The organism is Streptomyces sp. NPDC050287 (assembly GCF_044459385.1).
GTDB lineage: Bacteria > Actinomycetota > Actinomycetes > Streptomycetales > Streptomycetaceae > Streptomyces.
Window position 1 is genome coordinate 386,383 of sequence record NZ_JBITIY010000002.1, and the last position, 12,389, is coordinate 398,771.

Annotated in this window: 11 protein-coding genes; 8 read left to right on the forward strand and 3 right to left on the reverse strand. The window is 71.6% G+C overall.

All coding sequences use genetic code 11. The features are described 5' to 3' along the window. Window positions 1-234: 234 nt before the first annotated feature. Genes purN through ACIBK3_RS07085 form a run of 3 tightly spaced genes read left to right on the forward strand, consistent with a single transcriptional unit; the run spans window position 235 to window position 3,212 of the window. On the forward strand, window positions 235-864 hold the full coding sequence (purN, locus tag ACIBK3_RS07075) for a phosphoribosylglycinamide formyltransferase (protein WP_399362696.1): 630 nt from the start codon (window positions 235-237) through the stop codon (window positions 862-864). Further along, complete coding sequence (gene purH / locus ACIBK3_RS07080; protein WP_399362698.1) at window positions 861-2,429, forward strand: bifunctional phosphoribosylaminoimidazolecarboxamide formyltransferase/IMP cyclohydrolase; 1,569 nt, start codon at window positions 861-863, stop codon at window positions 2,427-2,429. The genes purN and purH overlap by 4 nt, the downstream gene beginning before the upstream one ends. Before the next feature lie 48 nt (window positions 2,430-2,477). Beyond that, window positions 2,478-3,212 carry an AAA family ATPase gene (locus tag ACIBK3_RS07085; RefSeq protein ID WP_399362700.1) on the forward strand — a complete coding sequence of 245 codons (735 nt, stop codon included), beginning with the start codon at window positions 2,478-2,480 and terminating at the stop codon, window positions 3,210-3,212. Between the two features lie 168 nt (window positions 3,213-3,380). Here the strand turns inward: ACIBK3_RS07085 and ACIBK3_RS07090 are convergent, their stop codons facing one another. Together ACIBK3_RS07090 and ACIBK3_RS07095 are read right to left on the reverse strand one after the other, a co-directional pair. Further along, on the reverse strand, window positions 3,381-5,042 hold the full coding sequence (locus tag ACIBK3_RS07090; protein ID WP_399362702.1) for a protein kinase: 1,662 nt from the start codon (window positions 5,040-5,042) through the stop codon (window positions 3,381-3,383). Continuing rightward, window positions 5,039-5,785 carry an FHA domain-containing protein gene (locus ACIBK3_RS07095; protein WP_399362704.1) on the reverse strand — a complete coding sequence of 249 codons (747 nt, stop codon included), beginning with the start codon at window positions 5,783-5,785 and terminating at the stop codon, window positions 5,039-5,041. The genes ACIBK3_RS07090 and ACIBK3_RS07095 overlap by 4 nt, the downstream gene beginning before the upstream one ends. A 354-nt stretch (window positions 5,786-6,139) precedes the next feature. Between ACIBK3_RS07095 and ACIBK3_RS07100 the strand changes: the two genes are divergently transcribed. Beyond that, on the forward strand, window positions 6,140-7,378 hold the full coding sequence (locus ACIBK3_RS07100) for an RNA-guided endonuclease InsQ/TnpB family protein (protein WP_399362706.1): 1,239 nt from the start codon (window positions 6,140-6,142) through the stop codon (window positions 7,376-7,378). Between the two features lie 14 nt (window positions 7,379-7,392). On the opposite strand, the gene ACIBK3_RS07105 is transcribed toward ACIBK3_RS07100, so the two are convergent. Beyond that, window positions 7,393-7,956, reverse strand: coding sequence for a hypothetical protein (locus ACIBK3_RS07105; RefSeq protein WP_399362708.1), 564 nt, complete (start codon window positions 7,954-7,956; stop codon window positions 7,393-7,395). Window positions 7,957-8,242: 286 nt separating this feature from the next. Between ACIBK3_RS07105 and ACIBK3_RS07110 the strand changes: the two genes are divergently transcribed. From ACIBK3_RS07110 to ACIBK3_RS07125, 4 genes are all read left to right on the forward strand, one after another. Next, window positions 8,243-9,097, forward strand: a complete 855-nt coding sequence (locus ACIBK3_RS07110) for a bifunctional methylenetetrahydrofolate dehydrogenase/methenyltetrahydrofolate cyclohydrolase (RefSeq protein ID WP_030671505.1) — start codon at window positions 8,243-8,245, stop codon at window positions 9,095-9,097. Between the two features lie 313 nt (window positions 9,098-9,410). Next, a complete protein-coding gene (locus ACIBK3_RS07115; protein WP_399363945.1) occupies window positions 9,411-9,881 on the forward strand; it encodes a DUF3017 domain-containing protein in 471 nt (156 codons plus the stop codon). Window positions 9,882-10,124: 243 nt separating this feature from the next. Beyond that, entirely contained in the window at window positions 10,125-10,679 is a 555-nt protein-coding gene (locus ACIBK3_RS07120; RefSeq protein WP_399363947.1) for a helix-turn-helix domain-containing protein, read from the forward strand. A 323-nt stretch (window positions 10,680-11,002) separates the two neighbouring features. Next, window positions 11,003-12,379 carry a DUF2690 domain-containing protein gene (locus ACIBK3_RS07125; protein ID WP_399362710.1) on the forward strand — a complete coding sequence of 459 codons (1,377 nt, stop codon included), beginning with the start codon at window positions 11,003-11,005 and terminating at the stop codon, window positions 12,377-12,379. Window positions 12,380-12,389 lie beyond the last annotated feature (10 nt).

Below are 12,389 nucleotides of genomic sequence, written 5' to 3' on the forward strand. Positions count from 1 at the left end.
CTGGCGGGAGCTGTCACCGGTAGAACGCACCACACCACGCCCGCGTTCCCGAGCCCGCTCCTCCCAGACGCTACCTTCCGGCCACGCCCCCGTCCCAAGGGGGCCGCCCCGTGTGCCGGTATCGTTGCTGACGGTCGGCCGCTTCGTAGACTTCCCCGTATCCCGGGGCGCGAAGCATTCGTAGGAATGCACAGGCCGCCCGCACCGACGCACCCCCGAGAAAGGGCCCCCACCGTGGCCGCCAAGCCCGTGGCCAAGCGCCTTGTCGTGCTGGTCTCCGGATCCGGTACGAACCTCCAGGCGCTGCTCGACACCATCGAGACCGTCGGCGTCGAGGCGTACGGCGCCGAGATCGTGGCCGTGGGCGCCGACCGTGAGGGCATCGAGGGGCTCGCGCGGGCCGAGCGCGCCGGGATTCCCACCTTCGTGCGGAAGGTCAAGGACTACGGGACGCGCGAGGAGTGGGACGCCGCCCTCGCCGAGGCGACCGCCGCCCATGAACCCGACCTCGTGGTCTCCGCCGGGTTCATGAAGATCGTGGGCAGGGAGTTCCTGGCCCGCTTCGGCGGCCGGTTCGTCAACACCCACCCCGCGCTGCTGCCCAGTTTTCCCGGCGCCCACGGCGTCCGTGACGCGCTCGCGTACGGCGCCAAGGTCACCGGCTGCACCGTCCACTTCGTCGACGACGGCGTCGACACCGGCCCGATCATCGCCCAGGGCGTGGTCGAGATCCGGGACGAGGACGACGAGAGCGCTCTGCACGAGCGCATCAAGGAAGTCGAGCGAAGGCTGCTCGTCGAGGTCGTGGGGCGCCTCGCCCGCAACGGCTACCGCATTGAGGGACGAAAGGTAGTTATCCAGTGACCGCCACCGCCGAGAGCAACAAGCGGGCCATCCGTCGCGCGCTCGTCAGCGTCTACGACAAGACCGGACTGGAAGACCTCGCGCGCGGGCTGCACGAGGCGGGCGTGGAGCTCGTCTCCACCGGGTCCACGGCCGCGAAGATCGCCTCCGCCGGCGTCCCCGTCACCAAGGTCGAGGACCTCACCGGGTTCCCCGAGTGCCTGGACGGCCGCGTCAAGACCCTGCACCCCAAGGTGCACGCCGGCATCCTCGCCGACCTGCGGCTCGAGGACCACCGGCGGCAGCTGCAGGAGCTGGGCGTCGAGCCCTTCGACCTCGTGGTCGTCAACCTCTACCCGTTCCGAGAGACCGTCGCGTCCGGCGCCACGCCCGACGAGTGCGTGGAGCAGATCGACATCGGCGGGCCCTCCATGGTGCGCGCCGCCGCCAAGAACCACCCGTCGGTCGCCGTCGTCACCAGCCCCGCCCGCTACGGCGACGTCCTCGCCGCGGTCAAGGACGGCGGCTTCGACCTCGGCACCCGCAAGCGGCTGGCCGCCGAGGCGTTCCGGCACACGGCCGAGTACGACATCGCGGTCTCCTCCTGGTTCGCCTCCGTCTACGCGCCCGCCGACGACTCGCAGTTCCCCTCCTTCCTCGCCACCAGCCTGGAGCGCGCGCACACCCTGCGCTACGGCGAGAACCCGCACCAGCCCGCCGCCCTCTACACAGCGGGCACGGGCGGCCTGGCCGAGGCCGAGCAGCTGCACGGCAAGGAGATGTCGTACAACAACTACGCGGACACGGACGCCGCCCGCCGTGCCGCCTACGACCACGCCGAGCCGTGTGTCGCGATCATCAAGCACGCCAACCCGTGCGGCATCGCGATCGGCGCCGACGTCGCCGAGGCGCACCGCAAGGCGCACGCCTGCGACCCGCTGTCCGCGTTCGGCGGCGTGATCGCGGTCAACCGCCCGGTCAGCAAGGAGATGGCCGAGCAGGTCGCCGAGATCTTCACCGAGGTCATCGTCGCGCCCGACTACGAGGACGGCGCGCTGGAGGCCCTCGCCAGGAAGAAGAACATCCGCGTGCTGCGCTGCGCGGACGGCCCCGCGCACCCCGTCGACGTCAAGCCGATCGACGGCGGCGCCCTGCTCCAGGTCGCCGACCGCCTCCAGGCCGAGGGCGACGACCCGGCCCACTGGACCCTCGCCACCGGCGAGGCGCTGAGCCCCGACGAGCTGACGGACCTCGCCTTCGCCTGGAAGGCCTGCCGTGCCGTGAAGTCCAACGCCATCCTCCTCGCCAAGGACGGCGCCTCGGTCGGCGTCGGCATGGGGCAGGTCAACCGCGTCGACTCCGCGAAGCTCGCGGTGGAGCGCGCGGGCGCCGAGCGGGCGCAGGGGTCGTACGCCGCCTCGGACGCGTTCTTCCCCTTCCCCGACGGCCTGGAGATCCTCGTCGAGGCCGGCGTGAAGGCCGTGGTCCAGCCCGGCGGTTCGGTCCGCGACGAACTGGTCGTCGAGGCCGCGAAGAAGGCCGGCGTCACGATGTACTTCACGGGGACGCGGCACTTCTTCCACTAGCCCTTGAGCACCGGGGCGGTTGTCAGTGCCGGATGAGAGCCTGGCGGCATGATCGTGGAACGGGCATACGCTCATGTCGCCGAGGCCGACCGGGACGGCCGCGCGTGGCCGTGGACGGTGCCGTGCGTACGGCAACTGCTCGACGACGGCCTGAGATTCACCGCCCCGGTCACCTTCCTGGTCGGGGAGAACGGCTCGGGCAAGTCGACCCTCGTCGAGGCGCTGGCGGAGGCGTTCGGCCTGGACTCCTGGGGCGGCTCGGCGGGGTACCGGTACGCGGGTGCCCGGGGGCGGTCACCGCTCGGCGAGCGGGTGCGGTTCGAGGCGACCCGGGCCGGCCGCCGGATGCTGAGCGGCCCCCGCACCCGGCGCCGCGGGTTCTTCCTGCGGGCCGAGACCGCGCTCGACGCGCTGGGCCGGGAGCGGACCACCGGGCGGCTGTCCGGCGCCCCGGAGGAGATGAGCCACGGGGAGGGCTTCCTGATGGCCTTCCGCGAGCGCTTCCACGAGCCGGGACTGTACGTCCTCGACGAGCCCGAGTCCGCCCTGTCCTTCGCCTCCTGCCTCGAACTCGTCGGCCTCCTGGACGAGTTGGGCCGCTCCGGGGCGCAGATCGTCTGCGCCACCCACTCACCCCTGCTGACGGCGCTCCCCGGCGCGGAGATCGTCGAGGTGGGCGAGCACGGCATGCGCGCGGCCGCCTGGCGGGACCTGGAACTCGTCGACCACTGGCGGCGCTACCTCGACGACCCGTCGGCGTATCTCCGGCACATAGTCGGCTGAGAATCCCGGTCGGGAATCCCGGCAGGGAATCCCGGCTGAGGTTCCCGGGCGAACCGGGGACGGTCTGGACGGGAGGGGCCTCCGGCTCTCCCCCGAGTGAGTCGGAGGCCCCCGCGGGAACCACGCTGCCATCGGCGGGGGCCTCGGGGTACCTCGGAAGTCTCAGGGTCACTTCTTGCCGGGGGGCGTGTACTCCTTGAGGTAGTGGGCGACGCGGGCGGCGTAGGCGCGAGCATTCGGGGGAGCGCCGTTCGCGGCGTTCACCTTCTTGTAGGAGGTCCGGTACGAGGCGGCGAGCAGTACCCGTCGGTCGCCCGGCAGGTCGGACTTCAGCAGCGGTTCGATGCCGCAGAGGTAGCGGCCGACGGCGGGAACGGACTGTTCGGGGGTGAGGGGAGGACGGGGGGTCTCCGGCGCGGGGACGCCATCGCCGCGGACCCACCAGCGCAGGATGTTCGGGGTCCAGCGGGCGATGCCGTACTCGCCTTTGGCGGGGTCGGAGAGGTTCGGGTCGAAGTTGCTCTCCGCCTTGAGCATCGCGGCGATGAGGGCGGGGGTGACCTCCGGCTGAGTGCAGTTGTGGGCGGAGTCGACGATCAGTTTGCGGTACTTCACGGGGATGCCCTTGTCCGTGCGGAGTTCGGAGGCTCCGTACCCGGCGGACGTGACGTTCTGGGCGCCGGGTGCGGCGGAGACCTTCCCTCCGTCCGCGCCGGGGGCACCGGGGTCGGACTTGCCGCCGGTGTCCGACCAGAGGGAGATGCCGTAGCCGAGCCCGGCCACCGCGACCGTGGCGGTCACGGCGGCCACTACGGCCGTACGGCGGGCGAGCCGCAGCCGGAACGGCCGGGGCGAGCGGCCCGTGCCCGCGGCGGCCTCGACCCGGCTCAGCAGGGTCTCGGTGGTGACGCGGCCGGCGTGCGTACGGGTGAGGCAGTCCTGCACGATCTGCCGCCACGCGTCCGGCAGCTCGGGCGACAGCCGCAGCTCGTCGGTGCCGCGGGCGTACGCGGCGGCCGCGTCGCGGCGGGCCGTCGGGGTGCCGCCGGGCAGCGGGAAGGAGTCGGTGAGGACGAGATGGGCGAGGACACCGAAGGCCCAGACGTCGGCGGACGGGCGGATCCGGCGGCCGCGTTCGCCGATCTCCGACCACAGGAGTTCCGGCGGGGTGTAGTCGGGCGTGGAGAACGCCGGGGTGTACGCGTGTGTGCCCTCCAGCTCCGCGGCCATGTTGAAGTCGGCCAGCCGCGCCGAACCGTCCTTCATCAGCAGCACGTTGGCCGGTTTCAGGTCCCCGTGCACCCAGCCCGCGCGATGCAGCTGGGCCAGCCCCTCACAGATCTGAGCGAGCAGCGCGGGCCCGTCGGCGGGCCGGGGCGAGGCGGCGAGCAGCGCGGACAGCGAGCGCTCCGCCTTCTCCAGTACGAGGACCGTGGCACCGTCGAGGGCGGGCCGCTCGGGGTCGTCGACGGTGAGGGTGTCGTACATCCGGATCAGGCGCGGGCGGCTGAGCCGGCGCAGCAACTCGACCTCCCGCTCGACGAGTTCGCGCAGGTGGGTCAGCTGCCGGGGGGTTCCGGTGCCGGTGGGCAGGAACTTCAGGGCGGCGGTGCGCGGCAACTCCCGCACGCCCGGGGCACCTTCCGTGCCCGCCGAACCCTCTGTGCCCGCCGTACCCTCCGTGCTCTTCGTACCCTCCGTGTCTCCCGTGTCCTCCGTGCGCCGTGCTTCGTACACGCTTCCGAACGCGCCGGTCGCGATCGGCTCGCGCACCTCCCAGGCGCCGACCCGGTACCCCCGGGGCACCGGCACGGCGTACGGCTCGGTCACCGTGACCTCCGGGCGTCCGCCGCCGTCAGGACGGTGAGATCGTCCTCCCGGACCAGGTCGAAGCGGAGCGCCAGGGACACCAGGGACTCCTTCTTGCCGTTGAGCCGGGCGCCCGTCTCCGCGTTCCCCGGGCCGGGCTTGAGGCGCAGCTTGACGGCCAGATAGTCGATGTTCCACTGGACGGAGGTCCGGGACGCCGCCGGCCAGGTCGGGCGCAGCCGGTCCACGACCTGGTCGACCGTGGGCAGCGGGGCGTGCGGTGCACCGCGCAGCCGTGGCTCGCACAGCGCGGCGAGGACGGCGAAGTAGCGTTTGCTGCGGTCGACGGAGAAGGCGGGCGCGGTGGTGTCGCCGTCGAGGACGCCCTCGGTGCGCAGATAGTCGTGACGCGGCGCCCACACGTCGATCGCCAGCAGGTCGCCCGCGGCGGGCAGCACGATCCGCGAGAACTCGAACGGCACCGGCGCTTCCAGCCGTCCCGGCCCGACCTTGATGTGCTCGCCGGCGCCCTCCGGGTTCTCCACGACGTAGGTCTGGTGGCCGCAGAGATTGCTCAGGGTCCAGAAGGCGCCCTGCGCGCTGATCGCGCCCGCTCTGCGGGAGACCCCGTCATGGGGAACGATCAGGTCGTTGTGGTGTTCGGAACGGCCGAAGGTCAGCCGCTCGCCGGGCGCGAGCTGCCGCCTGGTGCGAGTGGGTTCGTCCTCCGTGGTCGGCGGAGGTACCACGATGATGCTGTACAAGGTGCGTCTCCCCGTGCCTGACGGCTACAGGGGTCAGAGTAGGGCGACGCACCAGGGCCGTGTCCCCCTCGTGCGGGTGAGACACGGCCCTTGGACAGGAATGGCGCGAACTGTTCAGTCGCCCGGTGCGTTCAGCTTGTTTCTTGCGAGGAGCTCCGGGCGCTCGCGTCCCGGAAGGAAGCATCCTGGGTCAGGCGGCGTGGAGCCCCGCAGCGCCATGATGTCTGCTCGGCCGGGGAGCGGTCGGGTCTGTTCCGGTCACGGCGCTGGCACCCGACCATGTGTGTCACTCGTTCAGGTGATCCACTTCGAACGTGCGGTGGCCTGTCGTGCGGGTGTGTACGTTCGGTGTTTGTGAAGCTGGTGGTGCAGGTCAGACTGCTGCCGACGCCCCAGCAGGCGGCGGCACTCGAGGCAACCCTGCATGTCTGCAACGAGGCCGCGACCTGGGTGAGCGAGGTGGCCTTCGAGCGCGGTGAGTTCAAGAACTTCGCCCTGCGGCGGCACACCTACGACACCGTCAAGTCCCGCTGGGGCCTGGGCGCGCAGGCCGCCCAGCACGTCATCAAGAAGACATGCGACGCGTACACCACACTGAAAGCGAACCTGAAGGCCGGAAACCTGGGACGTCCCGGCTCCAAACGCCGCCGTCGGGCGACCGAGAAGCCGATCTCCTTCCGCCCCCAGGGCGCGCAGCCCTACGACGACCGCATGCTGTCCTGGCAGATCCCCGGCCGCACGGTGTCGATCTGGACCACCGGCGGGCGGGTCAAAAGCGTGGCGTTCACCGCCTCCCCGGAGCAGCTGGCCACCCTGGCCCTGTACCGCAAGGGCGAGTCCGACCTGCTGGAGCGGGACGGCATGTGGTTCCTGAACGCAACCTGCGACATCCCCGAAGCACCGCTGAACAGGGAGCCGGTGGACTTCCTCGGGATCGACCTGGGCATCGTGAACATCGCCACCACCTCGGACGGCGAGATCCTGGCCGGACGCGAACTCAACCGGATCCGCAGCCGCGAGCGCGGCCTGCGCGCCAAGCTGCAGAAGAAGAACACCCCGTCCGCCAAGCGCCGGTTGAAGAAGCGGCGGCGCAAGGAGGCCCGTAGGGCCAAGGACATCAACCACAAGATCGCGAAACATGTGGTGGCCGAGGCAGAACGCACCGGTCGCGGGATCGCCCTGGAAGACCTGACGGGCATCCGCGAGCGGGTACGGCTTCGCAAGCCCCGACGGGCCACCCACTCCAGCTGGTCCTTCCACCAGCTGGGGCAGTTCATCGCGTACAAGGCCCGCAAAGCGGGGGTGCCGGTGGTGCACGTCGATCCGGCGTACACCTCCCGCACCTGCGCCGAATGCGGCCACATCGACAAGGCGAACCGGATGTCCCAGGCCTGGTTCGCCTGCCGGAGCTGCGGATTCGTTGATCACGCAGACCGCAACAGCTCCCGCAACATCCGCGCGAGAGCGTGGGAGTCGTGGCGACGCGGGGCCCAGTCAACGGCCCCTGCCCCACCCCGAACCTCTCGGGGCGGGACTGGACGCAAACGCAGCATCACCGCCAGTGATGCCCGTTGTGCAAGCCCGGCGCTTTAGCGCTGGGTAGTTGACTAGCGCGGGCGGTTGAACCAGGCCTTGCCCTTGGAGTTGCCGGCGAAGACGGCGATCAGGATGCCGAGCACCAGGTGAACGATGCCCACAAGGGTGAACGGGTACAGGCCGAGGACCGCGGTGATGACACCGAAGACCAGGACGGTGACGCGCACGCCGTTGCCGCCGGAGGTGAACTTCGTCGCCAGGTAGGCCGCCCACACCAGCCAGGCCAGCGCGAACACCGCGAAGCCCCACAGCGCGCCGGTCGGGTAGTCCGCGAACTGCTTGAAGGCGGCGTCGTCCTTGGCCTTGTCGATGGCCACCGCGGCGAAGGCGAAGAGTGCCACGCCGAGGACCTGCAGACCGACGATGACCCACAGCATCACGCGGGCCGCGCTGACCGAGCCGGGCATCGAGGCCATCGGGGCGGTGGCGCCGTACGCGGCCTGTCCGACCGGCGGGGCCTGGGGATAGCCGTAGCCGGGTGCCTGGCCCTGCTGCTGCGGGTATCCGTAACCCTGCTGGGGCTGCTGCTGGCCCTGCGGCGCGCCGTAGGGGTTGTTGGGGTCGCCGTAACTCATGGCGGTTCTTCCTCCGTTGATTCCAAGTGCGGGGACGACGCGCGGCGGCATCGTACGGAGGAACGTTCTTCAGATGCGGCCGTCCCCCCGATGAGCTGCCCGCGGCACTGTGTATGTCATCGTTCTGCACGCTCGTCACGCTTGTCCAGCCGCATTCCGGAGGCGTTGTGCAAGTGCAACCTCGCTGATCTTGAGGGGCTCATGGGGGGTACGGCGGGACGGGTGCCGCACCTGTCCAGGGGCCCCGGATTGGAACCGGGACCGGGTCATCCGCGAGGATGGGACCATGACCGCCCAGATTCTCGATGGCAAGGCCACCGCAGCCGCGATCAAGTCCGATCTGACCGCCCGCGTGGCGGCGCTGAAGGAGAAGGGCGTCACGCCCGGCCTCGGCACGATCCTCGTCGGGGAAGACCCCGGCAGCCAGAAGTACGTCGCCGGCAAGCACCGTGACTGTGCGCAGGTCGGCATCGCCTCCATCCAGCGGGAACTGCCGGCCACGGCGACGCAGGACGAGATCGAGGCGGTCGTCCGCGAACTGAACGAGGACCCGGCCTGCACGGGGTACATCGTCCAGCTGCCCCTTCCCAAGGGCATCGACGAGAACCGGATCCTGGAGCTCATGGACCCGGACAAGGACGCCGACGGCCTCCACCCCATGAACCTCGGCCGCCTCGTCCTCAACGAACCCGCGCCGCTGCCCTGCACCCCGAACGGCGTGCTGACCCTGCTCCGCCAGTACGGCGTGGAGATCAAGGGCGCGGAGGTCGTGGTCGTCGGCCGGGGTGTGACCATCGGCCGGCCGATGCCGCTGCTGCTGACCCGGCGCAGCGAGAACGCCACGGTCACCCAGTGCCACACCGGCACCCGGGACCTGTCGGCGCACCTCAAGCGCGCCGACATCATCGTCGCGGCGGCCGGTTCCGCGCACCTGATCCGCGCCGAGGACGTGAAGCCGGGCGCCGCCGTCCTGGACGTCGGCGTCTCCCGCAGCGCCGAGGGCAAGATCGTCGGCGACGTCCACCCCGACGTGGCCGAGGTGGCCGGCTTCATCTCCCCCAACCCCGGCGGCGTCGGCCCGATGACGCGGGCCCAGCTCCTCGTCAACGTGGTCGAGGCGGCGGAGCGCAGTGTCGGCTGAGGACAGGCGGGCCGAAGGGACACCGCGCGCCGAGGGCGTCGAGGACACCGGTGGCAGCCGGGCCGTGGACGGTATACGGGCCCTCGACGCCGCTGGAGCCGCCGACGGCGCCACGGCCTCGGGAGCCACCGGCGTCGGAGACGGCACCGCGGCTTCGGGTGCCGGCGCGACCGGTGCTGATTCTCGGCCCCTCGGCGGCACCGCCGCTTCGGGCACCGCCGCGGCACCGGACGACGTCAGGGCGGTGGACACCGCTGCGGCACCGGACGACGTCAGGGCGGTGGACACCGCCGCGGCACCGGACGACGTCAGGGTGGTCGGCCCCGCCGAACCGCCGGACGACATCGAGGTGCGGGACGCCGTCAGCGCGCCCGATGCCGCGGGGAGGCCGCGTCGGGCTACGCGGCGGTTCCCGTTGTTCACCAAGGACACCGCGCGGCCCGAGGGCGGCGGCCGGGCCGCGCCGCGGGATGCGCCGGCGCCCGCTCGGCAGTGGCCGATCCTCGCTGTTCTGGGGGCGGTCGGAGTCGGGCTGCTGCTGACCGCCCTCGATCTGTTCCGTTACGGCACCCTGCTGATCGGCATGGCGCTGCTGGCCGGCGGAGTCCTGCGCTGGCTGCTGCCGGACGTCGGCATGCTCGCCGTGCGCTCCCGTTTCACCGACATCGTCACGTACGGCGTGCTGGGCTCCGCGATAGCGCTGTTGGCCCTGATGGTGCAGCCGAACCCCTGGCTGGTGATCCCGTTCCTCAAGGACACCCTGCACTTCACGGTCAGCGGCTGACCGGAGTACGGAAACGGCGGCCCGTCCTCTCCCCCGAGCAAGGACGGGCCGCCGCCGGCATCCACACTCCGGCACGGGAACTTCCTGTTCAACGGCTGTCCGTCGGCTGTGGCACGGAAGTGACCGTTCCGCCACGGTGTCCGCGCCCCGCCACAGAGCGGCCCGAACGGGAACCGATCACTCCGCTGACGTCGTCACTTGCACAGGAACCGGGGGAGGCGGGCGACGCCGTGGAGGTGGATGATGGGCGGCTGGCAGGCGTTGCCGGAGGATCTGCCGCCGGAGGTGCGGCACTTCGTGGAACAGCTGAGGCTCCTCAAGGACCGCACGGGGCTCAGCCTCGTCGCGCTGGGCGCCCGCACCGCGTACAGCAAGTCGTCCTGGCACCGTTACCTCAACGCGGGCCAGCCACCGCCACGGCAGGCCGTCGTCGCCCTGTGCCGGATCGCGGGCCTCGCCGACCCCGACGCCGAACGCTTCGGGGTGCGCTGGGAACTGGCCGTCCAGGCCTGGCCCCGCCCGGCGACGGTCCCCGCACCGGCAGCACCGACCGCCGGGAGCGACGCGGGCGGTCCACCCGGCAACGCTGAGGACACGCGCGACGGGGGTGACGCGGGCGACGGGTACGAGGACGATCCCACGCTGCCCTGGTGGGACACGCCTCCCGAAACAGCCGGGACGCCTGAGAATCCGGCCAAGAGCGGGGGCGGTCGGGGCGGGCGGCTGCTGTGGTCGGCCGTGCTGCTGCTCCTTCTCACGGTGCTGGTCGGCATGGTCGGCATGGTGGTGTTCGGGTGAGCCGGACACTCCTGTGGCAGGCGGTATTTCCGGTGTGTGCCCTCTGTGTCGATGTATTGACAAGTTCGCGCATTTGACGCGATGTCGTTCGACATGGGGGCTAGCGTGGCCCCTCTGCCGACGGAGCGCTGGACCTCTTCCCGGTGGGCGTGCAACGGTGCACGCCCGCGGCCACCGTGCACCTGTGCGCCCCCACCCCCGGGAACTGAGATCCTGATGGCGCGCATCCCTGTGGGTAGCCACAACGGGGACTCGGCAGGAGGCACCACGCACCGGGGAACGCGCGGAAGCACCAGCACTACCGGGGGGAAGAGGGGGAAGCAATGCCTCGTTGGAAGGATCTGCCGGAGGAACTCGATCCGCAGGTCAGGGAGTTCGCGAGCCAGTTGCGTCGGCTCGTGGACCGCAGCGGCCTGAGTATCGCGTCGGTGGCGGACCGCACCGGCTACAGCAAGACGTCCTGGGAGCGTTATCTGAACGGCCGGCTCCTCGCGCCGAAGGGCGCGATCGTCGCCCTGGCCGAGGTCACCGGCACCAATCCCATTCATCTCACAACGATGTGGGAACTCGCCGAGCGGGCCTGGAGCCGCTCGGAGATGCGCCACGACATGACCATGGAGGCCATCCGGATCTCCCAGGCTCGGGCCGCGCTCGGCGAGTTCGGCGGCGAGGTCGGCGCGCCCGCGGCGAACGCCAAGGGGAGCCGGCAGGCCCGCAGGAGCGGCAGCGCCACGGCCACTCCCGGCATCGCCGGACCGGCCGGAGTGTTCCCGAGCGTGCCGCCGCAGCCGACGGCACCGGACGCCCGCGACTCGGTGGGCGGCGTACGGGAGGTACTGCCCGGCGGGTCATCCGGCGGGTCATCCGGCGGTTCCGCGAGCGGCACGAAGCCGGGCTCGGCGGCCGGTTCGTCGGCCGGGGCCTCGGGGGGCTCATCAGGGGCCCCGGGCAGGAACTCCTGGGGGATAGCGGGCTATCAGGGACCGGCGCCCACCGGTGGCGGGCGTACGGCTGGGGCCGCGTCTGCGGGATCTCCCGCGCAGGCGCCCTCGCCATCACCGAACCCGTCACCGAACCCGTCCCCGCAGCCTTCGCCGAGTCCGTCGGCCCCGGCCGACGGGCCGGCGTGGAATCCGGCGACGGCGGGCCCGTACGGCGAACCCCCGCAGGGGCCCAGGCCCGGCGGGAACGCGTCCGGCGGGGCGTCCGGCAAGCGGCGGCTGACGATGTTCCTCGCCGGCGTCGTCGGTGTGGCGGTCGTGGTGGCCGCCGCGTTCTTCCTGACGAACCGCGGAGACGACGGCAAGAAGCAGAACGCCGCGCCGTCCCCCTCGCCGTCCCTCAGCACCGACGCCGACCTGCCGGCCGGGGTGAAGTGCAGCGGTGCCTCCTGCACCGGCAAGGACGCGGAGAGCATGGGCTGCAGCGGTGACCTGGTGACCACCGCGAAGACCGCGACCGTCGGCCCGGCCGTCGTCGAGGTCCGTTACAGCAAGACCTGCGCGGCGGCGTGGGGCCGTATCACGCAGGCCGCGCAGGGCGACGAGGTCCGGGTGACCGCGGGGAGGACCGCGCAGCGCGGAAGCATCACGGTGGCCGGCGACACGATCGCCTACACGCCGATGGTGGCCGTGAAGGACGCCGGCGAGGCGAAGGCGTGCGTGACGCTGGCGGCCGGGCAGCAGGGGTGCACCGAGTAGGACGGACATC